The organism is Pseudomonas paraglycinae, from assembly GCF_021601625.1.
Classification (GTDB): Bacteria; Pseudomonadota; Gammaproteobacteria; order Pseudomonadales; family Pseudomonadaceae; genus Aquipseudomonas; species Aquipseudomonas paraglycinae.
In genome coordinates this window covers 1-25,021 of sequence record NZ_BQHR01000002.1, presented here as the reverse complement: position 1 = coordinate 25,021, position 25,021 = coordinate 1, and the positions used below count along the sequence as shown (strand labels likewise).

Genomic DNA, 25,021 nt, shown 5'->3' with positions numbered 1-25,021 from the left:
TGTTCACGATAAAGGCCGCATCTTGTCCGTTCGACGCTCATTGCGCGTTCAGGGTTTGCCAACAGGGTATGCCGAAATGGCCGAGCAGTTCTGCGCTTTCGCACACCGGCAAGCCGACGACCGCCGAGTAACTGCCATTGAGGCTGGCAACGAACACCGCGCCGAGCCCCTGAATGCCGTAGCCACCCGCCTTGTCCCGGGGTTCGCCGCTGGCCCAGTAGGCGGCAGCTTCTTCGCGGCTGATCGACCGGAACCGCACCAGACTGCGCACCACCCGCGACTCGCAGCGCTCGCCGTCGAGCACGGCAATCGCCGTCAGCACTTCATGCTCCTTGCCGGACAACATCATCAGCATGGCGCATGCGTCGGCTTCGTCCACCGGTTTGCCAAGAATTTTGCCGTCCAGCACCACGGCGGTGTCGGCGCCCAGTACGCAAAACGCTACGTCGGAAGCGACGGTGCGCCGCCCGGCCTCGGCCTTGCCGCGCGCCAGGCGCTCGACGTAGGCCGATGGGGATTCATTGGCGAGAGGGGTTTCATCGATATCCGCGCTGATGGCGGTAAACGGGATGCCGATCTGCGTGAGCAACTCACGCCGACGCGGCGATCCTGAGGCGAGGTAAAGCGGCTTCATCCAAACATCTCCCTGTTGAGTGCCCTGCCTCATGGCACCAGTGGGGGCCCATGCCTGACCGAATCAGTTGATTTTGTAGCGCCGGCGCAATCCACGCAAAGCGAAGCTGACCCAAGGCCAGAGCAAGGCACTGACCAGTGCCGGCAGGACCAGCGCGAGGGTCGGCTGACGGTTGCCGGTCAAGGCACTGAGCCAGAGTTGTACGAGCTGGGCGAGGCCGAAGATCACCAGGATCACCAGGCTCTGCTGCCACATCGGGAACATTCGCAGGCGCTGCTGCAATGACAGCACCAGGAACGTGATCAAAGTCAGGATCAAGGCATTCTGACCGAGCAGATCGCCCTGCAGCACGTCTTCGGCCAATCCCAGGCAGAAAGCTGTGACCATGCCGACGGTGTGCGGCAAATACAAAGCCCAGAAAGTCAGGAGCAAGGCCAGCCAAAGCGGGCGCAGGATTTCCATGAAAATGGGCAGTGGCGATACGCTGAGCAGAATGCCGACAATAAATGTCAGCCAGACAATCCAGCCGTTACGCGATGCGGTAGCCCCGACCATTATTCTTGCCTCCCGGTGGTCGCCGGCGCAGTGACAGGCGGTTTGACCGCTGGTCGAGCCGCCGGCTGATTCGCCGGTGGTTTGCTGGCCGCTGGTGTGGCTGCAGGCGGTTTGCTTGCAGCGGGTTTGGCCGGTGTAGTGCTGGCAGCAGGCGCAGCCGGCGACGCCGCCGTGGCAGGAGTCGCAGCTGCGGCAGGCGGGGTGACGATCTTCGGCACCGTAGACGGAATCACCGGACCGCCACCGAAGGCATCAAGGTTTTCCTGAGCCTGCGCAGCATCGTTGGCACGCTCTTCCGCGGTGCGGTTGTCACTGAACACCAGCAACAGGTAACGGCTGCGGTTCAGTGCGGCGGTCGGCACGGCGCGAACAATGGCGAATGGCTGGCCGGAATCGTGAATCACTTCCTTGACCGTCGCCACCGGATAACCGGCCGGGAAACGCTGACCCAGGCCGGAGCTGACCAGCAGATCGCCTTCCTTGACGTCAGCAGTGTCCGCCACGTGGCGCAGTTCCAGACGCTCGGGGTTACCGGTGCCGCTGGCAATCGCCCGCAGACCGTTTCGGTTTACCTGCACAGGAATGCTGTGGGTCGAGTCGGTCAGCAGCAGCACACGGGAGGTGTACGGCATCAGTTCGACCACCTGCCCCATCAGACCGCGAGCATCGAGCACCGGCTGACCGAGCACCACGCCATCACGCTCACCTTTGTTGATGATGATGCGATGGGTGAAAGGGTTGGGATCCATGCCGATCAGCTCGGCCACTTCGACCTTCTCGTTGACCAGCGCGGAGGAATTGAGCAACTCGCGCAGACGGACGTTCTGCTCGGTAAGGGCGGCAAGCTTCTGCATGCGACCCTGCAACAGCAGGTTCTCCGACTTGAGTTTTTCATTTTCGGCGACGAGCTCGGTGCGACTGCCGAACTGGCTGGCGATCCCTTCCCACAACCGTCCGGGCAGGTCAGTAATCCAGTAGGCATCCATCAGCACCAGCGAGGCCTGGCTGCGTACAGGTTTAAGCAGGCTGAAGCGCGCGTCAACGACCATCAGCGCGACCGACAGTACGGCCAGCACCAACAAGCGCACGCCCAGTGAGGGGCCCTTGGCGAAAAGCGGTTTAATAAGCCGCTCCTCCCAGGCAAATGTTCTGTTTATTCATACGGCATCAAACCGGCCTGGATGAAGACTGACAGAAGATAAACGCCAACAGGCAGCACTGCAAAGTGCTGCCTGTGCGCTCACCCACGTATTGCACCCGGCGATTATTCGCTGGAGAGCAGGTCCATGGTGTGCTTGTCCATCATTTCCAGTGCACGGCCACCGCCGCGAGCAACGCAGGTCAGCGGATCTTCGGCAACGATCACCGGCAGACCGGTTTCCTGGGCCAGCAGCTTGTCGAGGTCACGCAGCAGCGCGCCACCGCCGGTCAGCACCAGGCCACGCTCGGCGATGTCGGAAGCCAGTTCCGGCGGCGATTGCTCCAGGGCGCTTTTCACGGCCTGAACGATGGTTGCCAGGGACTCTTGCAGAGCTTCCAGCACTTCGTTGGAGTTCAGGGTGAATGCGCGTGGAACGCCTTCGGCCAGGTTGCGACCGCGAACGTCGACTTCGCGAACTTCACCGCCCGGATAGGCCGTGCCGATTTCCTGCTTGATGCGCTCGGCGGTGGATTCGCCGATCAGGCTGCCGTAGTTGCGGCGCACGTAGGTGATGATCGCTTCGTCGAAGCGGTCGCCGCCAACGCGTACGGATTCGGCGTAGACCACACCGTTCAGGGAGATCAGCGCGATTTCGGTAGTACCACCACCGATATCCACGACCATCGAGCCGCGAGCTTCTTCAACCGGCAGGCCGGCACCGATCGCAGCGGCCATCGGCTCTTCGATCAGGAACACTTCACGGGCACCGGCACCAAGGGCCGATTCACGGATGGCACGACGCTCAACCTGGGTGGACTTGCATGGAACGCAGATCAGCACACGAGGGCTGGGCTGCAGAAAGCTGTTTTCGTGAACCTTGTTGATAAAGTATTGCAGCATCTTTTCGCAGACGCTGAAATCGGCGATCACGCCGTCCTTCATCGGACGAATGGCAGCAATGTTGCCCGGCGTACGGCCGAGCATGCGCTTGGCCTCGGTGCCGACAGCGACGACACTTTTCTGGTTACCGTGTGTCCGAATGGCCACAACCGATGGCTCATTCAGGACGATACCGCGCTCGCGCACGTAAATAAGGGTGTTGGCAGTGCCCAGGTCAATGGAAAGATCGCTGGAAAACATGCCACGCAGTTTCTTGAACATGGGAAAGGGACCCTAGGCAACGCGTGGGTAAAAAAGTGCGGCAAACTCTAACAACGACAGGGATTTTGGGCAAGGCGCCAATATGTTAAATTGGCCGCTTTTCTGTGCACCAAGCCCCACAATCGCGGCCTTATGACCGTAGAAGTGCGGTAGTGTTCCGACAATCTAACACACGGACGCCGTCCGTCCTGTTTTCCACTGGAGAAACCCGATGGCGCTAGAACGCTCCGACGTGGAAAAAATCGCTCATCTGGCCAGCCTTGGCCTGAATGACGCCGATCTTCCACACATCACTTCGGCCCTCAACAGCATTCTCGGGCTGGTCGACGAAATGCAGGCGGTCGATACCGACGGTATCGAGCCGCTGGCCCACCCGCTGGAAGCCAGTCAGCGCCTGCGCGCCGACGTCGTGACCGAAAGCAATAACCGCGAGGCTTATCAGTCCATCGCACCAGCGGTCGAAAACGGCCTGTACCTGGTTCCGAAAGTCATCGACTAAAGGGAAAGAGCCTGCAATGCATCAATTGACTCTGGCCGAGATCGCCCGCGGTCTCGCCGATAAAAAGTTTTCTTCCGAAGAGCTGACCAAAGTCCTGCTGGCGCGCATTACCCAGCTCGATCCGCAGCTCAACAGTTTCATCAGCCTCACCGAAGAGCTGGCCCTCGAGCAGGCGAAAGCCGCCGACGCGCGCCGGGCCAATGGTGAGAGTGGCGCCCTGCTGGGTGCGCCGATCGCCCATAAAGACCTGTTCTGCACCCAGGGCATTCGCACCAGCTGCGGCTCGAAGATGCTCGACAACTTCAAGGCTCCATACGACGCCACCGTGGTGTCGAAGCTGGCCGCCGCCGGCACCGTGACCCTGGGCAAGACCAACATGGACGAATTCGCCATGGGTTCGGCCAACGAGTCGAGCTGGTACGGCGCGGTGAAAAACCCGTGGAACCTGGAACACGTACCGGGCGGTTCGTCCGGTGGTTCGGCGGCGGCGGTTGCCGCTCGTCTGTTGCCTGCTGCGACGGCCACCGACACCGGCGGTTCGATCCGTCAGCCAGCTGCATTCACCAACCTCACCGGCCTGAAACCGACCTACGGTCGCGTGTCGCGCTGGGGCATGATCGCTTACGCCTCCAGCCTCGATCAGGGCGGCCCATTGGCTCGCACTGCCGAAGACTGCGCGATTTTGTTGCAAGGTATGGCCGGCTTCGATCCGAACGACTCCACCAGCATCGATGAGCCAGTGCCAGACTACGCCGCTGGTCTTAACGGTTCGCTGCAAGGCCTGCGCATCGGCGTGCCAAAGGAATACTTCGGCGCCGGTCTCGACCCGCGCATCGCCGAGCTGATCCAGAACAGCATCAAAGAGCTGCAGAAGCTCGGTGCCGTGATCAAGGAAATCAGCCTGCCGAACATGCAGCACGCGATTCCTGCGTACTACGTGATCGCCCCGGCAGAAGCCTCCTCCAACCTGTCGCGTTTCGACGGCGTGCGCTTCGGCCACCGCTGCGAAGATCCGAAAAACCTGGAAGACCTGTACAAGCGCTCCCGTGGCGAAGGCTTTGGTGCCGAAGTGCAGCGCCGGATCATGGTCGGTGCCTACGCACTGTCCGCCGGTTACTACGACGCCTACTACCTGAAAGCGCAGAAGATCCGTCGCCTGGTGAAGAACGACTTCATGGCTGCCTTTAATGAAGTCGACATCATCCTCGGCCCGACCACGCCAAACCCGGCCTGGAAACTCGGCGCCAAGAACAGCGACCCGGTCGCTGCCTACCTGGAAGACGTCTACACCATCACCGCCAACCTCGCGGGCCTGCCGGGCCTGTCGATGCCGGCCGGTTTTGTCGATGGTCTGCCGGTTGGCGTGCAACTGCTCGCTCCGTATTTCCAGGAAGGTCGCCTGTTGAACGTTGCCCACCAGTATCAGTTACACACTGACTGGCACACCCGCACCCCAACCGGCTTCTGAGGAGACATACATGCAATGGGAAGTCGTGATCGGGCTGGAGATTCACACCCAGCTCACCACCCGGTCGAAAATCTTTTCCGGTAGTTCCACCACGTTCGGCTCCGAGCCGAACACCCAGGCCAGCCTGATCGACCTGGGCATGCCCGGCGTGCTGCCGGTGCTCAACCAGGAAGCAGTGCGCATGGCGGTGATGTTCGGTCTGGCGATTGACGCCGAGATCGGTCAGCACAACGTGTTCGCCCGTAAAAACTATTTCTACCCGGATCTGCCGAAGGGCTACCAGATCAGCCAGATGGAATTGCCGATCGTCGGCAAGGGCCACCTGGACATCGCGCTGGAAGACGGCACGGTCAAACGCGTCGGCATCACCCGCGCGCACCTGGAAGAAGACGCCGGCAAGAGCCTGCACGAAGAATTCAGCGGTGCCACCGGCATCGACCTGAACCGTGCCGGCACACCGCTGCTGGAAATCGTTTCCGAGCCGGACATGCGCAGCGCCAAGGAAGCCGTGGCCTACGTCAAGGCGATCCACGCGCTGGTACGTTACCTGGGCATCTGCGACGGCAACATGGCCGAAGGCTCGCTGCGTTGCGACTGCAACGTGTCGATCCGTCCGAAAGGCCAGGTTGAATTCGGCACCCGCTGCGAGATCAAGAACGTCAACTCGTTCCGCTTCATCGAGAAGGCGATCAACTCCGAGATCCAGCGTCAGATCGACCTGATCGAAGACGGCGGCAAAGTGATCCAGCAGACCCGTCTGTACGATCCGAACAAGGACGAAACCCGTCCGATGCGCAGCAAAGAGGAAGCCAACGACTACCGTTACTTCCCCGACCCGGACCTGCTGCCGGTGGTCATCGAGGACTCGTTCCTCAACAACGTGCGCGCCACCCTGCCGGAGCTGCCACCGCAGAAACGCGAGCGCTTCCAGAGTGCTTTCGGTCTGTCGGCCTACGACGCCAACGTGCTGGCCACCAGCCGTGAGCAGGCGGACTACTTCGAGAAAGTCGCAGCCATCGGCGGCGACGCCAAACTGGCGGCGAACTGGGTGATGGTCGAGTTGGGCAGCCTGCTCAACAAGCAGAACCTGGACATCGAGGATTCGCCGGTTTCGGCCGAGCAACTGGGCGGCATGCTGCAGCGCATCAAGGACAACACCATCTCCGGCAAGATTGCCAAGGTGGTGTTCGAAGCGATGGCCAACGGCGAAGGCAGCGCAGACGAGATCATCGAAAAACGCGGCCTGAAGCAAGTCACCGACACCGGCGCAATCTCGGCGGTGCTGGACGAAATGCTTGCGGCCAACGCCGAGCAGGTCGAGCAATACCGAGCGGCAGACGAAGCCAAGCGCGGCAAGATGTTCGGCTTCTTCGTCGGTCAGGCCATGAAAGCCTCCAAAGGCAAAGCCAACCCGCAGCAAGTGAACGAACTGCTGAAAAGCAAGCTCGAAGGCTGACGATGGTCCCGCGCCCGAGGATCGTTCCCACGCTCTGCGTGGGAATGCCGCCTCGGACGCTCCGCGTCCATTGCGGTGTGACGCAGAGCGTCACGGGGGTGCATTCCCACGCCGGAGCGTGGGAACGATCACTTGGGAGCTTTTGAATGAAACGTCTGCTCGGCGCCTGCGCCCTGCTCTTTTTGCTGGCCGGCTGCGCCAGCACCGATGTCATCGACCCGCACGGTTACGACCAGACCGGCGTCGCCTCCTATTACGGAGCCAAGCACCACGGTAAACGCACCGCCAGCGGCGAAGCGTTCAACCAGAATTCCCTGACCGCCGCCCACCGCCAGTTGCCCTTCGGCACGCGGGTGAAGGTCACCAACCTGAAAAACGATGAATCCGTCGTGGTCCGCATCAACGACCGCGGCCCGCACACCCGTGGCCGTCTGATCGATGTTTCACGGGCAGCGGCCGAACAGCTCGGTATGCTGCGCAGTGGAACCGCCCGGGTTCGGGTGCAGGCCCTCGACGACTGATGGAGCGTCCACCATTTTCGGACTGACCGACTTACCCCTGATCAGCGTGATCGAATTGCTCAGCGGGCTGTTCCTGCTGATCGCCGGCGCCGAGCTGATGGTGCGCGCCGCCGTGCGCCTGGCCGCGCGCCTGCATGTACGACCGCTGATCATCGGCCTGACGATCGTTGCCCTCGGCAGCAGCGCCCCGCAAATGGCCGTCAGCCTGCAAGCCGTGCAGGCGCACACGCCGGACATCGCCGTCAGCAGCGTGATCGGCAGCAGCATTTTCAACATTCTTGTCACCCTCGGCCTGTCGGCGCTGATCATCCCGCTGCGGGTGTCGCGGCAACTGGTGCGCCTGGACATCCCGTTGATGATCGGCGCGAGCCTGCTGGTGTTCGTGCTGGCGTGGAATGAAGAACTCGGGCGCTTCGACGGCATTCTGTTGCTCGGCGCCCTCGCCCTGTATCTCGGATTGCTGCTGCGCCAGTCGCGGCACTCTACCCGCCCGCATTCCGATCAACCGCACGATCCGCAGGCGCCGTGGTTCACCAGCCTGCTGATGATTGTCGGCGGTCTGGGCATGCTGGTGTTCGCCGGACACCTATTGCTGGGTGCGGCTGTGGTCGTCGCCACCGACCTGGGGTTCTCCGAGCGAGTGATCGGTCTGACCGTGGTCGCGGTCGGCACCTCGCTGCCGGAGCTCGCCACCTCGCTGATCGCCGCGCTGCGCGGTCAGCGTGACATCGCAGTGGGCAACGTGATCGGCGCCAACCTGTTCAACCTGCTTGGGGTGCTGGGCCTCACCGCGCTGATCGCGCCGACGCCGCTGTCGGTGTCACCCAACGCACTGGATTTCGACCTGCCGGTGATGCTCGGCGTCGCCGCGCTGTGCCTGCCGGTGTTCTATTCCGGTTATCGCGTGACACGGGCCGAAGGTTTGCTGCTGTTGGGTTTGTATCTGGCGTACGGGCTGCACGTGGTGTCGTTCACCACCGGCATGCCACTGGCCGGCAAGCTTGAACGATTGATGCTGTTTTATGTGCTGCCGACGCTGCTGACGTTTCTGTTTTTTACGTCCGTGCGCGCCTGGCGCCGCCAACACCACAAGAGGGATGTGCCATGACCGAATCGAAGAAATCCGGGGTTGAAGTCCGCCGCCAGGTAATGGGTGACGCGTTTGTCGACCGCGCGCTGGGCAACGCCACCGAGTTCACCCAACCGTTGCAGGATTTCGTCAACGAACACGCCTGGGGCGGCGTGTGGAATCGCGAAGGTTTGCCGCTGAAAACCCGCAGCCTGATCACCCTCGCCGCGCTGACCGCGTTGAAGTGCCCGCAGGAATTGAAGGGCCACGTGCGCGGTGCGTTGAACAATGGCTGCACGGTCGATGAGATCCGCGAAGCGCTGCTGCATTGCGCGGTGTACGCCGGCGTGCCGGCGGCGATCGATGCGTTCCGCGCGGCGCAGGAAGTGATCGACAGTTACCAGAAGCCTGAGTAACCGCCGGCCTCAGATCCACCCGCCCCACTGCAGAAAGAAGATCCCGATGTTGGTGGTGATCGCCGCCATCAACGTGGTCAGCACGATGATCGCCGCCGCCAGTTCATGATTGCCCTGGGCCGCACGGGCCATGACAAAACTGGCGGCGGCGGTTGGGCTGCCGAAGTACAGGAACAGAATCCCCAGCTCCGCCCCGCGAAAGCCCCACAGCCATGCGCCCAGCGTGGCGATCACCGGCAGGCCGATCATCTTCACCAGACTCGAACTGAGCGCCATGTTGCCGCTCTTGCGCAGCGCCGCCAGCGACAGCGTGCCGCCAATACAGATCAGCGCCAGCGGCAATGTGGTTTGAGCCAGGTATTGGCCGGAGGTTTCCAGCCAGCCCGGCAGACCGATCTTGAAATAAGCGAACGGCGCTGCCGCGATCACGCTGATGATCAGCGGATTGCTGACCACGCTTTTGCAGATGCTCCACGGATCGGACTTGATCACCGGGCTGTAGACCGCCAGCACGATGGTCGACAGGGTGTTGTAGAAGAGGATCACCAGCGCTGCGAGAATCGCTCCGAGGGAAATCCCGTAGTCGCCGTACATACTCGCCGCCAGCGCCAGGCCGATCACCCCGTTGTTGCCGCGAAACGCACCTTGGGTGTAGATGCCGCGATCTTCACGCGGACAACGGAAAATCGCCCAGCCCCAGGCCACGGCAAAACTGACCAGCGTGGCGAGGGCGAAATAGATCAGCAGCGCCGGTTGCAGTGCCGCGTGCAGGTCGGCATGCAGGATGCCGAGAAACAGCAGCGCCGGCATGGTGACGTTGAACACCAGCGACGATGCCGTGTGGATGAAGTTGTCGTTGATCCAGTCGATGCGCTTGAGCAGCACACCGAGAAACAGCATGGCAAACACCGGCGCGGTGATGTTCAGGGTTTCGAGGAAGATTGCCAGCATGCCGGGGAGCCTTGGAGGTGAGCGTCGTTAGGGGGCTAATGATAAGCCAAAACCTTCAAAAGCCCCTCACCCTAACCCTCTCCCGGAGGGAGAGGGAACTGATCCGGGGATGCTCCAGAAAATTATCGACCTGAAACTACGTCGCCGAATCCATAATCAACTCGATTTTTCAGGTCGATGTAAAACGAAAGACAACTCGGTCAGCTCCCTCTCCCCCCGGGAGAGGGCTGGGGTGAGGGCATGGCCAGTGCTGACACCACATCCCTCAAGCCGAACACTCAACGATCAAGTAATCGGCGCCGGATTGAACAACGTAATGTCGTTATGCAGCTTGTGCTTCTCCGCCCACGTCTGCTGCTTGCCGCTCGCCACATCCAGGTAGTAGTGGAACAACTCCCAGCCCAACTCCTCGATGGATGCGCGACCGGTAGCAATCCGCCCGGCATCGATATCGATCAGATCCGGCCAACGCTGAGCCAGCTCCGTACGGGTCGAGACCTTCACCACCGGCGCCATCGCCAACCCATAAGGCGTGCCACGACCGGTAGTGAACACATGCAGATTCATCCCCGCCGCCAGTTGCAACGTACCGCAGACAAAATCACTCGCCGGCGTTGCACAGAAAATCAACCCCTTCTGCTTGAAACGTTCCCCAGGGCCGAGCACGCCGCTGATCGCACTGCTGCCGGACTTCACGATCGAGCCCAAGGACTTCTCGACAATGTTCGACAGCCCGCCCTTCTTGTTGCCCGGCGTGGTGTTGGCGCTGCGATCCGCTTCGCCCTTGGCCAGGTAACGGTCGTACCAGTCCATCTCGCGCACCAGTTCCTCGGCAACGGTTTTGGTCTGGGCCCGTGAGGTCAGCAGGTAGATCGCATCGCGCACTTCGGTGACTTCGGAAAACATCACCGTCGCCCCCGCCCGCAGCAGCAAGTCCGAGGCATAACCGAGCGCCGGGTTGGCGGTGATCCCGGAAAACGCATCGCTGCCGCCGCACTGCATGCCGAGGATCAGCTCCGACGCCGGCACGGTTTCGCGGCGACGCTGGTCGAGTTTCTTCAGGCGGACTTCGGCCAGTTCCATGATCTGCTCGATCATCTCGGTGAAACCGTGACTGGAATCCTGCAAGCGATACAGCCACGGCTCGCTCAGATCCACCGACGCATCGTCCTCGTGCATCACCTGCCCCGCCTGCAATTTCTCGCAGCCCAGGCTGATCACCAGCGCCTCGCCACCGAGGTTCGGGTTGCGCGCCAGATTGCGCACGGTGCGGATCGGGATGTAAGCGTCGGTGGCCGTGATGGCCACGCCGCAACCGTAACTGTGGGTCAGCGCCACCACGTCATCGACGTGCGGGTACTTGGGCAACAGTTCGTCCTTGATCCGCTTCACCGCGTGATCCAGTACCCCGGTGACGCACTGCACGGTGGTGGTGATCCCGAGGATGTTGCGCGTGCCGACGGTGCCGTCGGCGTTGCGATAACCCTCGAACGTGAAGCCTTCCAGCGGAGCCTGCGCGGCCGGCACATCAGTGGACAGCGGTAGGCTGTCCAGCGGCGGCGCGGTCGGCATGCGCAGTTGATCTTCCCTGACCCAACTGCCACGGGGAATCGGCTGCAACGCGTAGCCGATGATCTGGCCGTAGCGAATCACCGTGCCGCCCTCGGGAATGTCCACGAGGCTGACCTTGTGACTCTGCGGTACAAAATCCACCGTCACCAGGCCATCGGCAAATGCGGTGCCGGCCGGCACGCCCTGGTCGTTCACCACTACCACTACGTTGTCCCGCTCGTGCAGGCGGATGTAGCGCGGCGAGTCGGAATGTTCAATCAACTGCATGACGCCGCTCCTCAGGAATGCGCTTGAGACAATTTACCAGCCGCTTCGGAACCACCGTTGGTTGGCGGCTCTTTCAGGACCACACGCTTGATCGGGCCGACGATCACCAGGTAGCTGAACACCGCCACCAGCGCGTTGGCGCCGACGAACACCAGCGCCCATTTGAACGAACCGGTGGAGCTGATGATGTAGCCGATGACGATCGGAGTGGTGATCGAGGCGATGTTGCCGAAGGTGTTGAACAGGCCCCCGCTCAGACCGGCGATCTGTTTTGGCGAAGTGTCGGAGACCACCGCCCAGCCCAGCGCGCCCACGCCTTTGCCGAAGAATGCCAGGGCCATGAAGCCCACCACCATCCATTCAACGTCGACATAGTTGCAGGCCACGATGCTGCTCGAAACCAGCAGACCGGCAATGATCGGCGCCTTGCGGGCGAAGGTCAGCGAATGGCCCTTGCGCAGCAGATAATCGGAAATCACCCCGCCGAGGACGCCGCCGATAAAACCGCAGATCGCTGGCAACGAAGCAATGAAACCGGCCTTGAGGATGGTCATGCCGCGTTCCTGCACCAGGTACACCGGGAACCAGGTCAGGAAGAAATAGGTGATGCCGTTGATGCAGTACTGGCCCAGGTACACGCCGAGCATCATGCGGTTGGTCAGCAGCTGGCGGATGTAATCCCATTTCGGGCCGTCTGCCTTTTTGCCTTGTTTCTGGTCCATGTCGACCATGCCGCCGTTGTCGGCGATGAACTTCACTTCCGTTTCGTTGGCCATCGGGTGTTGGCGCGGGCTGTGGATAACCTTCAGCCAGACCAGCGAGAACACGATACCGAGCAGGCCCATGACGATGAACACGTGCTCCCAGCCAAAGGAGAACACGATCCAGCCCATCAGCGGTGCGAACAGCACGGTCGCGAAGTATTGCGCGGAGTTGAAGATCGCCGAAGCGGTACCGCGTTCAGCGGTCGGGAACCAGGCCGCGACGATACGGGCGTTGCCGGGGAACGATGGCGCCTCGGCCAGACCGACCAGGAAGCGCAACATGAACAGCGCGACGATGGCCGTGGACATGCCGAACTCACCGACGAAGCCTTGCAGCACGGTGAACAGCGACCAGGTGAAAATGCTCAGGGCATAGACTTTTTTCGAGCCGAAGCGATCGAGCAGCCAGCCGCCGGGGATTTGCCCGGCCACGTAGGCCCAACCGAATGCAGAGAAGATGTAGCCGAGGGTGACCGCGTCGATGCCGAGGTCTTTTTGCAAACTGGAACCGGCGATCGCGATGGTGGCGCGGTCGGCGTAGTTGATCGTGGTCACCAAAAACAGCATGAGCAGGATCAAATAGCGGACGTGAGTCGGCTTGGACGATTGCATGTAGATGTACTCCCACTGATTATTTTTATGCGGGTAAAACATTCTTTGGTCTTGTGCCGCGCAGGGCCTCAGGCGAAGGCCCGGCGCGGGTGCAGCGATTTACGAACCGATGTAGCTGGTCTTCACGACCGTGTAGAACTCTTGCGCATAGCGGCCTTGCTCACGTGAGCCATAGGATGAACCCTTACGGCCACCGAACGGAACGTGGTAATCCACACCGGCGGTCGGCAGGTTGACCATCACCATCCCGGCCTGGGAATGACGCTTGAAGTGGTTGGCGTACTTCAGCGACGTGGTGGCGATACCCGCCGACAGACCGAATTCGGTGTCGTTGGCCATGGCCAGTGCAGCCTCGTAATCGGCCACGCGGACGATGTTGGCCACCGGGCCGAAGATCTCTTCGCGGCTGATGCGCATCGACGCTTCGCTGTCGGCAAACAGAGTCGGCGCGAGGAAGTAGCCCTCGGTGTCGCAGGTCACCAGACCACCGCCACTGACTACGCGCGCACCTTCGGACTGACCGATGTCGATGTATTTCAGATCCTGCTCAAGCTGCGCTTGCGAGACCACCGGACCGATGTCGGTACCGGCCTTCAGCGCGTGGCCGACCTTGATCGACTTCATGCGCTCGGCCATGGCTTCGACGAACTTGTCGTGAATCCCGGCGGTAACGATCAGTCGGCTCGAAGCCGTGCAACGCTGGCCGGTCGAGTAGAACGCGCTCTGCACCGACAGCTCGACCGCCTGCTTGAGGTCAGCGTCGTCGAGAATGATCTGCGGGTTCTTGCCGCCCATTTCCAGCTGAACCTTGGCCTGGCGCGACACGCAGTTGACGGCGATCTGACGGCCCACACCGACGGAGCCAGTGAAGCTGATGCCATCGACTTTCGGGCTGTTGACCAGCGCTTCACCGACCACGCGACCGCTGCCCATGACCAGGTTGAACACGCCGGCAGGGAAACCTGCGCGGGAGATGATTTCAGCCAGGGCCCAGGCGCAACCCGGTACCAGATCTGCTGGCTTCAATACCACGCAGTTGCCGTAGGCCAGGGCCGGTGCGATTTTCCACGACGGGATGGCAATCGGGAAGTTCCACGGGGTGATCAGGCCGACCACACCGAGCGCTTCGCGAGTGACTTCTACGTTGACGCCCGGGCGCACCGACGGCACGTAGTCGCCGGACAGGCGCAGGCACTCGCCAGCGAAGAACTTGAAGATGTTGCCGGCGCGGGTCACTTCGCCGATGGCTTCGGGCAGGGTCTTGCCCTCTTCCCGGGCCAGCAGGGTGCCGAGCTCTTCGCGACGGGCGAGGATTTCGGTGCCGACTTTGTCCAGCGAGTCGTGACGGGCCTGAATGCCCGAGGTCGACCACGCCGGAAACGCGGCGCGGGCGGCGTCGATGGCGGCGTTGACCTGAGCCAGGTCAGCCTTGGCGTAATCGCCGATGGTGTCGCTCAGTTCGGACGGGTTGATGTTCGCCGAGTAATCGTTACCGGCGACCCATTCACCGTTGATGTAGTTGTCATAGCGCTTGGTCACGAATCATTCTCCTGACGCAAAAGGCCGCTGATCGCTCAGCGGCCTTGTTTATAGAGTTGTGTTACTGCGCACCTTGCTTGTCGATCAGCGCGGCGAGCATTTCGTACTCTTCGCCGGTCAGGTCGGTCAGCGGCGCACGCACCGGGCCTGCGTCATAGCCGGCGATCTTGGCGCCTGCCTTGACGATGCTCACGGCGTAACCGGCCTTGCGGTTGCGGATGTCCAGGTACGGCAGGAAGAAGTCGTCGATGATCTTGCCGACGGTGGCGTGATCTTCGCGGGCAATCGCGTGGTAGAAGTCCATCGCGGTTTTCGGGATGAAGTTGAACACCGCCGACGAGTAGACCGGCACGCCCAGGGCCTTGTAGGCAGCGGCATAGACTTCGGCGGTCGGCAGACCACCGAGATAGCTGAAGCGATCGCCAAGGCGACGACGGATCGACACCATCAGTTCGATATCGCCCAGACCGTCCTTGTAACCGATCAGGTTCGGGCAGCGCTCGGCCAGACGTTCCAGCAGCGGCGCGGTCAGGCGGCAGACGTTGCGGTTGTACACAACCACGCCGATGTTCACCGATTTGCACACGGCTTCAACGTGGGCGGCAACGCCGTCCTGGCTGGCTTCGGTCAGGTAGTGCGGCAGCAGCAACAGACCTTTGGCGCCCAGACGCTCGGCCTCCTGTGCGTATTCGATGGCCTGGCGGGTCGAACCACCGACACCGGCAAGGATCGGCACGCTGCTGGCGCAGGTGTCGACGGCAGTCTTGATGATTTCCGAGTATTCGCTGGCAGCCAAGGAGAAGAATTCACCGGTGCCACCGGCGGCGAACAGGGCTGAAGCACCGTACGGGGCCAGCCATTCCAGGCGTTTGATGTAGCCAGCGCGGTTGAAATCGCCCTGGGCATTGAAATCGGTCACCGGGAACGACAGCAGGCCGGCGGAGAGGATGGACTTCAGTTCTTGTGGATTCATTATTCGAACACCCTGGTAGCAACGTTTTTTTGTGAGTGGACCATTCAGCCTTCGCCGAAGTTGTAGGTCATCGTACAACTTAAAAGATAACCGTCAACTGCATTTCATCGCTGGAGGGCATTTTTTGTCAGACAAGATTTCTTTTTGACGTAGGAGATTTCTCGACTAGGCTCTATTTAACTGTATATGCATACAGTTAAATAGAAACCCACCGACGACATATCAAGGAGAAAGAAATGTCCGGTCAACTAACAAAATGCCTTGAAAAACCCACACCGGTCATCGCCCGTTTCGATGACCTTTTCACCCCCGGCGGCATCGCCTTCAGTGCCGAAAATCCGCATCTGTTGCTGCACATCGCCGACTCGCACAGCGATGTCGAACCCGTGACCGCCCTGACCGCTCAAGCCTTGAAAGGCAAACCGCAGTTACGCTTCGAAGGCGCGGAACACACGGCTATCGGCGATAACACCCGGCTGCGCTTCGTTGAAAATTCCGAGCCGGTGCTCGCGCAAAATGTGCCGCTGCATCTGCCGAACGGGTTGGCGCTGACCTACGGCCAGGTGCTGGCGCTGGGTGGTGATTTCTATGGAATCGTCGACCGTCCGATCAACGAAGGATCGACCCCGGCCGATCGCCTTCAGCGCTTCACGGCGGCCTTCGACAGCCTCGCCGCGCTGACGACCTCGAAGACCGAGGCGACGCAAATTCTCGCAATCATGCAAAAAGAGATCGACGCGGTTAAACAGGCGATCAAGGACGGCAAACAACCCCATGAGGCTTATGACGCTTTGGGAGATACGTTGTCGGAAGAGTGGAACAAGATCACTGGCGGCGGCAGTTTTGTCTCAGCCCTGTTCCCGCTCGGTCGCTACCTGAAACTGGCCGCGAACAACGCCGACCACTTCGGCGAATGGGCTCGCCAAGCCTACATCGCCGGCCACACCGCCGCCCTGCAAACCGCTGCAGCCGCCCACGCCAGTCAGGACGAACTGCGACTGGAACGGGCCTACGCGATGAATGCGTTCGCCGACCACTACCTCACCGACCTTTTTTCTTCCGGGCATTTGCGGGTGCCGCGCAAGGCCATGGCCGCCGCCGTGACACCTAGCGACCTGGGTTCACTCATCACTCGCTTCATGCACGACGAAGACAGCAAGTTTGGCCTCAAGGTGCGTAACGGCCATGGCGAGCAATGGCGGGCGTTCGGTGACAAGCGCTACTTCGACGCCACGGACGCCGACAACCGCAATCAGGTGACTCTCGCGGTGCAGGATTCGGCAGACGAGGTGTATGCCGCGTATTCCAGCGGCAATGTGCCGACCACCTTCAACGCGCTGCAACGGCTGCCGGATCTGACGGCCGTGCTGGATCCGGCCAACAACTTCTCGCCACTGTTCCGCCTTCAGGACAACAAAGTGCTGCGGCGCAAGGACGTCAACAACCTCAACGACACTGCCACCGTCGACGACTGGTGGGGCTGGAGCACTTACCTGCTGCTCAAGGACTATCACCCAAGCGGCAACACGAATTAAGGAGCGATTCGATGACGATTAAATTGAAACTGGAACTGGCCTCGGGCCAATCGATGAAAGGTGCGCCGCTGCAACTGCTGCGCGACGGCGTGGCCATCGCCCGCACGTCGGTGGATGCTCAGGGCCAGGCGACCTTCGACGTCAGGCCCGGCCCAGGCAAACTCGCGGTCAGGGTGGATCGTTCGATTCTGCCCCGCAGTTGAAATGCCCGGACAAGATTGCCCCGGCGCGCCTCACCGATTCGCCGGGTAAAGTGCGACGACTGCCGCGAAGGATCGCGGCAGATCTTTCAAGGAGAACAAAGCATGACGTTTGCCGCTGCACACCTTCCGCAATTCCCCGACCATGCCAGCGACTCGATCATCCTGCGGCTGTCGACGCTGGATGACGACCTGATCGTTCAGGTACCCGATGGCCAGAACACACCGCCGAACTGGGACGTGTACCCGATCCTCGGCGATGATCCGGAAGAGCCTGAATGGCAGGGTTTGTCGGAGCCGACCGGCGTCTGGGATGACGCACTGGATGACATGGTCGGCCTGACCGGGATTGAACTGAGCATCCCCAGATTCGAACTGGAAAAGTACCTGAACAGTACCGTTGAGCTGCGCTACAAGTTTGCTGATGAGTCCAGTCTGGAGCCGTGTTCGGAGCCGTTGAAACTCTACATCGAAGCCTGATCGTGACGCGCGGCGGAATCAATTACGACCGCTTGTCGCCACTGTCATTTCTGACAGTGGCGCTCCGCCCCTCAAGAACGCTCAACTTACGGAGTAAAAAACGATTGCACTTACCCCTACCAGGAGAGTTTGTCATGCAAAAACTTGCCGCAGCAGAAGCACCTCAGGCGCCGAATGGAGTGCTGGACACCCAGAAACTGAGTGATGCTTTTCTCCTCGATTTCTTTTATGAAGAGAAAGCAGCAAACCAACAGATCGACATAACAATTGAAGTTAAGCCTGACCGCTTTAGCATCCCTATAGAAAAGCACGCTAGATTTACGACGTTCATAGTCGAAAAGGAACAGTTCTCTCTGGGTTCAAAAAGCCTGTTCGACTATCAATTCAAAAATGGGTCCGCAGTTATCCACTTCATCGCAACAATAAACGGAACTCCACAACCGTCAGACACGTTAGAGCTGTCTATCGTCGACACCATATGACGTTTTCCCGACCCTTCGGAGTTCAACCCTGCGCCTGCGCCTCTTCATGGGCCTGACGCAGCCGTTCGCGGCTGTTGGTCAGGTGCAGGCGCATGGCCGCGCGGGCGGCATCGGAATCCTGACGGGCGCTGGCCTCGTAGATTTCCTCATGCTCGCGGCTCAGGCGATTCATGTAGTGCTGCTGATCGTCATGGGCCAGGCGCGCCGAGTTCAGCCGCGTGCGCGGAATGATGCTGGTGCCCAGGTGGGTCATGATGTCGGTGAAGTAGCGGTTGCCAGTGGACAATTACCTGAACCGTACCGTTGAGCTGCGCTACAAGTTTGCAGACGAGGCCAGTCTTGAGCCTTGCTCGGAACCACTGCTTCTGCACATCGAAAGCTGAATCACCATCAACCACTCGTCGAAACTGTTATTTCTTACAGGTGCGGCCACGAACCAATCCAGCCCTAATACTCTTGGCGTCATCACCCGACGCCAACGGCCAAGAGCCGGAACATACACTTTTCGATTGCAATGACAAAAGGACTTACATCATGACCGCACAACAAAGTGTCGTAGCCGCACCTGACTTGGAAGAGGCAGTTAAAGGAGTCGCTTACATTGAGAAGCTGAGTGATCCAACTCCCGCTTCAGTGTCCCAATACACTGAAGCAGCAATCGGCGACGTGATCGAGATGCTCGTCAGCACCTCGACCGGAAGCAATTGGAGTTCTAAATACACACTGAGCCAGCCATTATTCCCTGTCACCTTTGACATTCCAAAAAGCACGTTTGCCAATAACCTGGTGTCGGGAGCTACGGCTAATTTGCGCTACACGATTGCTAAAACCGGCAGCCCGAATGTAGTCACCTCCCCGACTTTGACAGTACGCCTCGAACCGTAATCAACCCTCAACCCTGAGCCTGCGCCTCTTCATGCGCCTGACGCAGCCGTTCGCGGCTGTTGGTCAGGTGCAGGCGCATGGCCGCGCGGGCGGCATCGGAATCCTGGCGGGCGATGGCGTCGTAGATTTCCTCGTGCTCGCGACTCAGGCGATTCATGTAGTGCTGCTGATCGTCATGAGCCAGGCGCGCCGAGTTCAGGCGAGTGCGCGGAATGATGCTGGTGCCCAGGTGGGTCATGATGTCGGTGAAGTAGCGGTTACCGGTGGACAGCGCGATTTGCAGGTGGAACTGGAAGTCCGAGGCAACGGCATCGCTGGCGTGGGCGACACTTTCATTCAGCGCATCGAGGGCGGCGCGCATGGCGGCCAGTTGTTCGGCGCTTCGCCGTTGTGCGGCGAGGCCGGCGGATTCGACTTCAAGGCTGATACGGAATTCGAGAATTGCCAGCACATCACGCAGGGTAACCACCGTCGCAGGGTCGATCCGGAAGCCGCTCGGGCTCGGGGTGTCGAGCACGAAGGTGCCGATGCCATGACGGGTTTCCACCTGCCCCGCCGCCTGCAAACGGGAAATCGCCTCGCGCACCACGGTGCGGCTGACGCCGTGGGCTTCCATGATCGCCGACTCGGTGGGCAACTTGTCGCCGCGCTTGAGCAGACCGTCGCGGATCTGCTCGGTCAGCACCGTCACCAGTTCCTGAGCCAGGCTGCGACGCTTGCGGGGGAAGCGCGGGGTGTCGATCGGGTTTTCCATGATCTGCGTTTGTCTCGAAAAATCGGCTTGAGGGGCATCATAGCGCAAGCGGGTTGTACGATCACTCAGTGCATCATCCTGTGGGAGCGAGCTTGCTCGCTCCCACAGGATGATGTGTTATCAGGCCGTGACGGTCTGTTCCACCAAGTGCCCGCCATCGATCCGCACATGCCGTGGATGGAAGCGCTTGAGGCTGCTGCGATGGCCGACGCTGACGATGCTCAGGCCCGGCAACTGGTCGATCAGCGCCTGATACAGCGTGGCTTCGTCTTCCTCATCCATCGCCGACGTCGCTTCGTCCATGTACAGCCATTGCGGTGCATAGAGCAGCGCGCGGGCGAAGGCCAGACGTTGCTGTTCACCCGGCGACAACATGCGCTGCCAGTGGTTGGCCTCGTCCAGTCGAGCCACCAGATGCGGCAGACGGCAAGTCTCCAGCACTTGTGCATAACGCTCGGGCGCGTAGGTGTCGCCCGGTTGTGGATAACTCAAGGCGTCGCGCAGGGTGCCGATCGGCAGATACGGTTTCTGTGGCAGGAACAGATAACGCGAGGCCGGCAAGCGGATGCTGCCGTGCCCGGCCGGCCACAAATGCCCCATCGCCCGCAGCAGCGTGGATTTACCGCTGCCGGAGCGGCCACTGAGCATCACCCGCTCGCCCTGCTCCACGGTCATGTCTGCACTGGTCAGCAGGTGACGACCGTCAGCCAGATCGAGGCCCAGGTTATGAACCTTCAGCTCATTGCCCTGATTCTGCACATCGATGGCCGGTGCGCGTTCTTCGTTGTCGGTCATCGCCTGACGGAAGCTCAGCAGACGATCACACGTGGCGCGCCATGCGGCGAGATCCGAATACGCGTTGATGAACCAGCTGAAGTTCTCCTGCACGTTGCCGAATGCCGAGTTGATCTGCATCAGCTCACCCAGCTCGATCTTGCCGGTCAGGTAACGCGGTGCCGCAACGATGAACGGGAAGATGATTGCGATCTGGCCGTAACCCGAGGTGAAGAACGTCAGGCGCTTGGACACGCGCATGATGTCCCAGAAGTTGTGCCAGACCAGACCGAAGCGATTGCTCAGGCGACGATTCTCGTTCGGTTCGCCGTTGTACAGCGCAATGCTCTCGGCGTTCTCACGTACCCGCACCATGGAGAAGCGCAGGTCAGCCTCGAAGCGTTGTTGTTGGTTGTTCAGGCCGATCAGGCGTCGACCGATCAGGTGCGTCAACCAGCTGCCGACCGCCGCATACAGCAGCGCACACCAGAACATGTAGCCGGGAATCTCGATGCCGAACACCTCGATGCTGCCGGACACGCCCCACAGAATGATCGAAAACGACACCAGGCTGACCACCGTGCGGATCAGGCCCAACGCGAGACTCAAGGTGTTGCTGGTGAAGGTGTTGAGGTCTTCGGAAATTCGCTGGTCAGGGTTGTCGGTGTAACCGCCCTGCTCCAGCTGGTAATAGTTTTTGTGCCCGAGCCAGCGCTTGAAATGGTTCTCGGTGAGCCATGCCCGCCAGCGGATGGTCAGCATCTGCGTCAGGTACAGGCGATACACGGCGCCGAGGATTGCCACCGCGGCAATGCCGCAGAAATACAGGATCAACTGCCAGAATGCCGCCTCATCCTTCTTTTGCAGGGCGTTATAGAAATCCTTGTACCAACTGTTGATCCACACCGAGATCGCCACGCTGAACAACGTCAGCGCGATCACGGCGATCAGCAACGTCCAGGCCTTGCCCTTCTCTTCGCTGCGCCAGTAAGGCGTGGTCATGGCCCACACCTTGCGAAAAAACTGCCCGCGCACGGTATCGTTGACCGCGGAATATTCAGCGTTCTGATTCATGGAAAAGGCTCGATAAAGAAAAGAACAGACACGCACCGATCATAGATGATCGGTGCGCTTTATCGCGAGGGCTGGCGATGGTCGTTCAGCGCAGGTTCAGCGACGAACCGGGCGCTTCTGCAATTTGCGCTGCAGGGTGCGGCGGTGCATGCCCAGGGCGCGGGCCGTGGCGGAGATGTTGCCTTCGTGCTCGGTCAGCACGCGCTGGATGTGCTCCCATTGCAGGCGATCCACCGACATCGGGTTTTCCGGCACCAGGCTGTCGAGGTCGGCGTGTTCGGACAGCAGCGCTGCCAGCACATCGTCGGCGTCGGCCGGTTTGCACAGGTAATTGCAGGCGCCGCGCTTGATCGCTTCAACCGCGGTGGCAATGCTCGAGTAACCGGTGAGGATCACCACGCGCATTTCCGGGTCCAGCTCCAGCAGCTTCGGCAGCAGGACCAGACCGGAGTCGCCGTCCATTTTCAGGTCCAGCGCGGCGTAGTCCGGCAGATCGGCCTGGGCGATGGTCAGGCCTTCTTCGGCGGAACCGGCGGTGCTGACGCGGAAACCACGGCGGGCCATGGCACGGGCCATCACCCGGGTGAAGGTCGCGTCGTCATCGACCAGCAGCAAATGCGGCAGTTCTTCGCCTTCGACTTGGATTTCGTCACTCATGTTGCTCTCCTCGGGCGCCGTGGGGCAGGCGCAGCTCGGTGAGCGTGCCGCCTTCCTCATGACTATAGAGTTTCACTGAGCCGCCGGCGCGTGTCACGCTGGCCTTGCTCAAAAACAGGCCCAGGCCGAAACCTTTGCCCTTGGTGGTAAAAAACGGTTTGCCGATCTGCTCGGCGATGGCCAGCGGCACACCGGCGCCATGGTCGCGAATGCTGATGGTCAGGTCTTCGGCGGTCCAGTCCAGGGTCACCTGAAGGTTTTCCGGGCAGGCGTCGGCGGCGTTGTTCAACAGATTCAACAGGGCCTGGGTCAGATCCGGCGGCGGCGCTACACGCGGCAACGGGCCCTGCCCCAGACGCTGGAAGCGATAACTGGCCTCCGGGCGCATCAGGTGCCAGCGATTGAGCGCCTCGTCGAGCCACTCGGTGACGTCCTGCATCTCCACCGCCATCCGGCGATTGGCTTCGGCGGCGCGCACCAGTTGTTGCAGGGTCTCCTTGCAGAGCTTCACCTGATCCTTCAGCACCTTCAGGTCTTCCTGAAGCATCGGATCGTGGTGGTCCTGCTGCATTTCATTGAGCAACACGCTCATGGTCGCCAGCGGCGTGCCCAATTCATGTGCGGCGCCAGCGGCCTGAGTCGCCACGGCCAGCAATTGCTGATCGCGCAGGCCTTCTTCACGACGGATCGCCCGTAACTCTTCCTGCCGGCGCAGCTCTTCAGCCATGCGCGCGGCGAAGAAGGTGATCACCGCTGCCGCGAGGGCAAAACTCAGCCACATGCCGTAGATCTGCAGGTTCTCCCGGGCCACCGGCAGAGTTTCCAGCGGATAGAAGTGCGTCAGCATCAATGTGTACAAGGCCAGCGCAATGCCCGACAGCACCACCGAATACCGCCATGGCAGCGTCACCGCAGCGATGGTCAGCGGCACCAGATAATACGAAACGAACGGGTTGGTCGAACCACCGGAGAAATACAGCAAGGCACTGTGGATAACCAGATCGCAGGCCAGTTGCAACGCGTATTCGAGCTCGGTGACCGGCCACGAAGTGCGCAGGCGCACGGCGGTGAACACACACAGCAGAATCGAACAGCCGAGGGTCATCACCAGTTGCACCCACGGCAACGGCAACAGATCCAGCCAGTAGGCCAGGCCCACGGAACCGGCCTGCGCGGCGAGCACCAGGGTGCGGATGAAAGTCAGCCGCCAGAGGTTCTGGCGAGTGGCGGAAGTCAGTTGTACGGGGGCGAGCATGAGCTCTCCTGATGAGCGCTCCAGGCGGATCGCACGGAGTATAACCAAGGCGCGGGCTTGAGAGGCGAAAGTGCGGCAAACGACCACATGGCAAAAAGCTTCGCGGCGGCTATAAGGCCCATCTGTATAGAAGTTGTAACTGGGCGAACCGGATCATAAAAGCTAGAGTCTGATGGTTTCACGCAGGCCCCCGAACCATCACCTGCGCCCTCATCAAGGAGCTTTCATGCACACATTTCGCCGCAGCGCCGCCCTTCTCGCCCTGACCGTCGGCAGCATCGCCAGCCTTCCGGCCCTGGCCGCCGATGAGCTGCACTACAACCAGATTTCCCTGCGCGCCGAAGTCAGCCAGGAAGTGGCCCGCGACCTGATGATCGTGACCCTCTACACCGAAGAACAGAACACCGACCCAGCCAAACTCGCCGCCGACGTCAGCACCACCATGAACAAGGCCCTGGCCCAGGCCAAGCAAGTCAAAGACATCACCCTGCGCCAGGGCAGCCGCAACAGCTACCCGATCTACGACACCAAAGGCCAGAAAATCACCGGCTGGCGCGAACGCGCCGAGCTGCGCCTGGAAAGCGCCGACTTCGCCGCCCTGTCCAAACTCACCGGTGAGCTGCTGAACGACCTGAAAATGGGCGGCATGGACTTCGCCATCGCCGACCCGACCCGCAAGGCCAGCGAAGACAAACTGCTGAAAGAAGCCGTCACCGCCTTCAAGGCCCGCGCCCAACTGGCCACCGACGCCCTGGGCGGCAAGGGCTACAAAATCGTCAACCTGAACCTCAACAGCAACGGCTTCCCACAACCGTACATGCGCGCCCCGATCATGATGAAAGCCGCCGGCATGGACGCAGCACCGGTCACGCCTGAAGTCGAAGCCGGCACCAGCCAGGTCAGCCTGACCGCTGATGGCTCGATTGAAGTGTTGATGCAGTGATTGAATGACGACTGAATGAAAAACCGGCGATCAGTGATGATCGCCGGTTTTTTTATACCTGGGATTTGTGTTGTCAGGTTTGCGGATCAACCCGGTCCAGCGCGCGGTTCACTGCGAGCTCGGCCAGCATGATGATCTGCTGGATGCCGAGCGCCGTACTGCGCTGCGGGCCCGAAAGCTCATTGGCGAAATTGCTGGCGATGGTATTGGCCGAGGCCAGGGATTCGCAGGCGTTGGCCAGCAGGCTTTCGGTGTCGACGTTGGGCGTGACCATGTACATCGTGCTCGGGCGCGGTTTGGAAGGGTTGGGGCACAGGTAATAGTCGAGGGCGCGTTTGATGGCTTCGCGGTTGCGGGCGAGGTCTTCGGCGCGCATGGCTTCTT

General features: G+C 60.9%; 26 protein-coding genes and 1 pseudogene. 12 read left to right on the top strand and 15 right to left on the bottom strand.

The genetic code is table 11. The annotated features are described in order from the left end of the window. Nucleotides 1-37: 37 nt before the first annotated feature. The 4 genes from L6D82_RS02305 to mreB all read right to left on the bottom strand — a co-directional run bounded on the left by L6D82_RS02305 (nucleotide 38) and on the right by mreB (nucleotide 3,491). Complete coding sequence (locus L6D82_RS02305; RefSeq protein ID WP_236187973.1) at nucleotides 38-634, bottom strand: Maf family protein; 597 nt, start codon at nucleotides 632-634, stop codon at nucleotides 38-40. A 63-nt stretch (nucleotides 635-697) separates the two neighbouring features. Then, nucleotides 698-1,189: a rod shape-determining protein MreD gene (mreD, locus tag L6D82_RS02300; protein WP_064593386.1), complete on the bottom strand. Its 492-nt coding sequence runs from the start codon at nucleotides 1,187-1,189 to the stop codon at nucleotides 698-700. Then, entirely contained in the window at nucleotides 1,189-2,313 is a 1,125-nt protein-coding gene (gene mreC / locus L6D82_RS02295; protein ID WP_085746918.1) for a rod shape-determining protein MreC, read from the bottom strand. The genes mreD and mreC overlap by 1 nt, the downstream gene beginning before the upstream one ends. A 140-nt stretch (nucleotides 2,314-2,453) precedes the next feature. Then, nucleotides 2,454-3,491 carry a rod shape-determining protein MreB gene (mreB, locus tag L6D82_RS02290; protein ID WP_002555108.1) on the bottom strand — a complete coding sequence of 346 codons (1,038 nt, stop codon included), beginning with the start codon at nucleotides 3,489-3,491 and terminating at the stop codon, nucleotides 2,454-2,456. Between the two features lie 211 nt (nucleotides 3,492-3,702). On the opposite strand from mreB, the gene gatC reads away from it, so the two are divergent. From gatC to L6D82_RS02260, 6 genes are all read left to right on the top strand, one after another. Continuing rightward, nucleotides 3,703-3,990 (top strand): Asp-tRNA(Asn)/Glu-tRNA(Gln) amidotransferase subunit GatC, encoded by a 288-nt coding sequence (gatC, locus tag L6D82_RS02285; RefSeq protein WP_085698446.1) that lies wholly within the window; start codon nucleotides 3,703-3,705, stop codon nucleotides 3,988-3,990. Nucleotides 3,991-4,006: 16 nt separating this feature from the next. After that, the gene (gatA, locus tag L6D82_RS02280; RefSeq protein ID WP_236187971.1) at nucleotides 4,007-5,458 is read left to right on the top strand and encodes an Asp-tRNA(Asn)/Glu-tRNA(Gln) amidotransferase subunit GatA; all 1,452 of its coding nucleotides are present in this window, start codon (nucleotides 4,007-4,009) and stop codon (nucleotides 5,456-5,458) included. 10 nt (nucleotides 5,459-5,468) lie between these two features. Then, on the top strand, nucleotides 5,469-6,914 hold the full coding sequence (gatB, locus tag L6D82_RS02275; protein WP_236187969.1) for an Asp-tRNA(Asn)/Glu-tRNA(Gln) amidotransferase subunit GatB: 1,446 nt from the start codon (nucleotides 5,469-5,471) through the stop codon (nucleotides 6,912-6,914). Nucleotides 6,915-7,060: 146 nt separating this feature from the next. Next, complete coding sequence (locus L6D82_RS02270) at nucleotides 7,061-7,435, top strand: septal ring lytic transglycosylase RlpA family protein (protein ID WP_129972348.1); 375 nt, start codon at nucleotides 7,061-7,063, stop codon at nucleotides 7,433-7,435. Nucleotides 7,436-7,481: 46 nt separating this feature from the next. Beyond that, the gene (locus tag L6D82_RS02265) at nucleotides 7,482-8,543 is read left to right on the top strand and encodes a calcium/sodium antiporter (protein WP_085746915.1); all 1,062 of its coding nucleotides are present in this window, start codon (nucleotides 7,482-7,484) and stop codon (nucleotides 8,541-8,543) included. Then, nucleotides 8,540-8,920 (top strand): carboxymuconolactone decarboxylase family protein, encoded by a 381-nt coding sequence (locus L6D82_RS02260; RefSeq protein ID WP_011332452.1) that lies wholly within the window; start codon nucleotides 8,540-8,542, stop codon nucleotides 8,918-8,920. Before L6D82_RS02265 ends, L6D82_RS02260 begins: the two co-directional genes overlap by 4 nt. A gap of 9 nt (nucleotides 8,921-8,929) precedes the next feature. Here the strand turns inward: L6D82_RS02260 and L6D82_RS02255 are convergent, their stop codons facing one another. The 5 genes from L6D82_RS02255 to kdgD all read right to left on the bottom strand — a co-directional run bounded on the left by L6D82_RS02255 (nucleotide 8,930) and on the right by kdgD (nucleotide 15,598). After that, nucleotides 8,930-9,871 (bottom strand): AEC family transporter, encoded by a 942-nt coding sequence (locus L6D82_RS02255; protein ID WP_085702465.1) that lies wholly within the window; start codon nucleotides 9,869-9,871, stop codon nucleotides 8,930-8,932. Nucleotides 9,872-10,156: 285 nt separating this feature from the next. Next, nucleotides 10,157-11,710, bottom strand: coding sequence for a galactarate dehydratase (garD, locus tag L6D82_RS02250; RefSeq protein ID WP_210711022.1), 1,554 nt, complete (start codon nucleotides 11,708-11,710; stop codon nucleotides 10,157-10,159). Between the two features lie 11 nt (nucleotides 11,711-11,721). After that, entirely contained in the window at nucleotides 11,722-13,086 is a 1,365-nt protein-coding gene (locus tag L6D82_RS02245; RefSeq protein WP_236187967.1) for an MFS transporter, read from the bottom strand. Nucleotides 13,087-13,185: 99 nt separating this feature from the next. Continuing rightward, nucleotides 13,186-14,625 carry an aldehyde dehydrogenase family protein gene (locus tag L6D82_RS02240; RefSeq protein ID WP_085746913.1) on the bottom strand — a complete coding sequence of 480 codons (1,440 nt, stop codon included), beginning with the start codon at nucleotides 14,623-14,625 and terminating at the stop codon, nucleotides 13,186-13,188. 61 nt (nucleotides 14,626-14,686) lie between these two features. Continuing rightward, nucleotides 14,687-15,598 (bottom strand): 5-dehydro-4-deoxyglucarate dehydratase, encoded by a 912-nt coding sequence (gene kdgD, locus L6D82_RS02235; RefSeq protein ID WP_011332448.1) that lies wholly within the window; start codon nucleotides 15,596-15,598, stop codon nucleotides 14,687-14,689. Between the two features lie 236 nt (nucleotides 15,599-15,834). On the opposite strand from kdgD, the gene L6D82_RS02230 reads away from it, so the two are divergent. The 4 genes from L6D82_RS02230 (at nucleotide 15,835) to L6D82_RS02215 (ending at nucleotide 18,295) form a co-directional block, all read left to right on the top strand. Beyond that, nucleotides 15,835-17,133, top strand: a complete 1,299-nt coding sequence (locus tag L6D82_RS02230) for a phospholipase (protein ID WP_236187966.1) — start codon at nucleotides 15,835-15,837, stop codon at nucleotides 17,131-17,133. Nucleotides 17,134-17,144: 11 nt separating this feature from the next. Then, the gene (locus L6D82_RS02225) at nucleotides 17,145-17,336 is read left to right on the top strand and encodes an early set domain-containing protein (RefSeq protein ID WP_085746911.1); all 192 of its coding nucleotides are present in this window, start codon (nucleotides 17,145-17,147) and stop codon (nucleotides 17,334-17,336) included. A gap of 102 nt (nucleotides 17,337-17,438) precedes the next feature. Then, nucleotides 17,439-17,813: a hypothetical protein gene (locus tag L6D82_RS02220; RefSeq protein WP_085746910.1), complete on the top strand. Its 375-nt coding sequence runs from the start codon at nucleotides 17,439-17,441 to the stop codon at nucleotides 17,811-17,813. A gap of 134 nt (nucleotides 17,814-17,947) precedes the next feature. Beyond that, complete coding sequence (locus L6D82_RS02215; protein ID WP_102717167.1) at nucleotides 17,948-18,295, top strand: hypothetical protein; 348 nt, start codon at nucleotides 17,948-17,950, stop codon at nucleotides 18,293-18,295. Nucleotides 18,296-18,317: 22 nt separating this feature from the next. On the opposite strand, the pseudogene L6D82_RS02210 reads toward L6D82_RS02215, so the two are convergent. Further along, nucleotides 18,318-18,581: pseudogene (locus L6D82_RS02210) on the bottom strand (FCD domain-containing protein); the annotation flags it as partial. A 248-nt stretch (nucleotides 18,582-18,829) separates the two neighbouring features. On the opposite strand from L6D82_RS02210, the gene L6D82_RS02205 reads away from it, so the two are divergent. Then, nucleotides 18,830-19,180, top strand: coding sequence for a hypothetical protein (locus L6D82_RS02205; protein WP_102717168.1), 351 nt, complete (start codon nucleotides 18,830-18,832; stop codon nucleotides 19,178-19,180). A 7-nt stretch (nucleotides 19,181-19,187) separates the two neighbouring features. On the opposite strand, the gene L6D82_RS02200 is transcribed toward L6D82_RS02205, so the two are convergent. From L6D82_RS02200 to L6D82_RS02185, 4 genes are all read right to left on the bottom strand, one after another. Beyond that, complete coding sequence (locus L6D82_RS02200; protein WP_102717174.1) at nucleotides 19,188-19,934, bottom strand: FadR/GntR family transcriptional regulator; 747 nt, start codon at nucleotides 19,932-19,934, stop codon at nucleotides 19,188-19,190. Between the two features lie 120 nt (nucleotides 19,935-20,054). Next, nucleotides 20,055-21,782 carry an ABC transporter ATP-binding protein/permease gene (locus L6D82_RS02195; RefSeq protein ID WP_236187965.1) on the bottom strand — a complete coding sequence of 576 codons (1,728 nt, stop codon included), beginning with the start codon at nucleotides 21,780-21,782 and terminating at the stop codon, nucleotides 20,055-20,057. A 96-nt stretch (nucleotides 21,783-21,878) separates the two neighbouring features. After that, a complete protein-coding gene (locus tag L6D82_RS02190) occupies nucleotides 21,879-22,439 on the bottom strand; it encodes a response regulator transcription factor (protein WP_003221630.1) in 561 nt (186 codons plus the stop codon). Further along, the gene (locus L6D82_RS02185; protein WP_011332442.1) at nucleotides 22,432-23,694 is read right to left on the bottom strand and encodes an ATP-binding protein; all 1,263 of its coding nucleotides are present in this window, start codon (nucleotides 23,692-23,694) and stop codon (nucleotides 22,432-22,434) included. Before L6D82_RS02185 ends, L6D82_RS02190 begins: the two co-directional genes overlap by 8 nt. Nucleotides 23,695-23,920: 226 nt before the next feature. On the opposite strand from L6D82_RS02185, the gene L6D82_RS02180 reads away from it, so the two are divergent. After that, entirely contained in the window at nucleotides 23,921-24,637 is a 717-nt protein-coding gene (locus L6D82_RS02180) for an SIMPL domain-containing protein (RefSeq protein ID WP_129972356.1), read from the top strand. A gap of 73 nt (nucleotides 24,638-24,710) precedes the next feature. Here the strand turns inward: L6D82_RS02180 and L6D82_RS02175 are convergent. Continuing rightward, nucleotides 24,711-25,021, bottom strand: a 311-nt coding sequence (locus L6D82_RS02175; RefSeq protein WP_236187964.1) for a DUF6124 family protein, incomplete at its 5' end; no start/stop codon positions are given.

What these genes read in the sequence shown, in the direction of transcription:
- L6D82_RS02305 (WP_236187973.1), bottom strand. Translation starts at nt 634, where the DNA reads ATGAAGCCGCTTTACCTCGCCTCAGGATCGCCGCGTCGGCGTGAGTTG.
- mreD (WP_064593386.1), bottom strand. Translation starts at nt 1,189, where the DNA reads ATGGTCGGGGCTACCGCATCGCGTAACGGCTGGATTGTCTGGCTGACA.
- mreB (WP_002555108.1), bottom strand. Translation starts at nt 3,491, where the DNA reads ATGTTCAAGAAACTGCGTGGCATGTTTTCCAGCGATCTTTCCATTGAC.
- gatC (WP_085698446.1), top strand. Translation starts at nt 3,703, where the DNA reads ATGGCGCTAGAACGCTCCGACGTGGAAAAAATCGCTCATCTGGCCAGC.
- gatA (WP_236187971.1), top strand. Translation starts at nt 4,007, where the DNA reads ATGCATCAATTGACTCTGGCCGAGATCGCCCGCGGTCTCGCCGATAAA.
- gatB (WP_236187969.1), top strand. Translation starts at nt 5,469, where the DNA reads ATGCAATGGGAAGTCGTGATCGGGCTGGAGATTCACACCCAGCTCACC.
- L6D82_RS02270 (WP_129972348.1), top strand. Translation starts at nt 7,061, where the DNA reads ATGAAACGTCTGCTCGGCGCCTGCGCCCTGCTCTTTTTGCTGGCCGGC.
- L6D82_RS02260 (WP_011332452.1), top strand. Translation starts at nt 8,540, where the DNA reads ATGACCGAATCGAAGAAATCCGGGGTTGAAGTCCGCCGCCAGGTAATG.
- L6D82_RS02255 (WP_085702465.1), bottom strand. Translation starts at nt 9,871, where the DNA reads ATGCTGGCAATCTTCCTCGAAACCCTGAACATCACCGCGCCGGTGTTT.
- garD (WP_210711022.1), bottom strand. Translation starts at nt 11,710, where the DNA reads ATGCAGTTGATTGAACATTCCGACTCGCCGCGCTACATCCGCCTGCAC.
- L6D82_RS02245 (WP_236187967.1), bottom strand. Translation starts at nt 13,086, where the DNA reads ATGCAATCGTCCAAGCCGACTCACGTCCGCTATTTGATCCTGCTCATG.
- kdgD (WP_011332448.1), bottom strand. Translation starts at nt 15,598, where the DNA reads ATGAATCCACAAGAACTGAAGTCCATCCTCTCCGCCGGCCTGCTGTCG.
- L6D82_RS02230 (WP_236187966.1), top strand. Translation starts at nt 15,835, where the DNA reads ATGTCCGGTCAACTAACAAAATGCCTTGAAAAACCCACACCGGTCATC.
- L6D82_RS02225 (WP_085746911.1), top strand. Translation starts at nt 17,145, where the DNA reads ATGACGATTAAATTGAAACTGGAACTGGCCTCGGGCCAATCGATGAAA.
- L6D82_RS02220 (WP_085746910.1), top strand. Translation starts at nt 17,439, where the DNA reads ATGACGTTTGCCGCTGCACACCTTCCGCAATTCCCCGACCATGCCAGC.
- L6D82_RS02215 (WP_102717167.1), top strand. Translation starts at nt 17,948, where the DNA reads ATGCAAAAACTTGCCGCAGCAGAAGCACCTCAGGCGCCGAATGGAGTG.
- L6D82_RS02205 (WP_102717168.1), top strand. Translation starts at nt 18,830, where the DNA reads ATGACCGCACAACAAAGTGTCGTAGCCGCACCTGACTTGGAAGAGGCA.
- L6D82_RS02200 (WP_102717174.1), bottom strand. Translation starts at nt 19,934, where the DNA reads ATGGAAAACCCGATCGACACCCCGCGCTTCCCCCGCAAGCGTCGCAGC.
- L6D82_RS02195 (WP_236187965.1), bottom strand. Translation starts at nt 21,782, where the DNA reads ATGAATCAGAACGCTGAATATTCCGCGGTCAACGATACCGTGCGCGGG.
- L6D82_RS02190 (WP_003221630.1), bottom strand. Translation starts at nt 22,439, where the DNA reads ATGAGTGACGAAATCCAAGTCGAAGGCGAAGAACTGCCGCATTTGCTG.
- L6D82_RS02185 (WP_011332442.1), bottom strand. Translation starts at nt 23,694, where the DNA reads ATGCTCGCCCCCGTACAACTGACTTCCGCCACTCGCCAGAACCTCTGG.
- L6D82_RS02180 (WP_129972356.1), top strand. Translation starts at nt 23,921, where the DNA reads ATGCACACATTTCGCCGCAGCGCCGCCCTTCTCGCCCTGACCGTCGGC.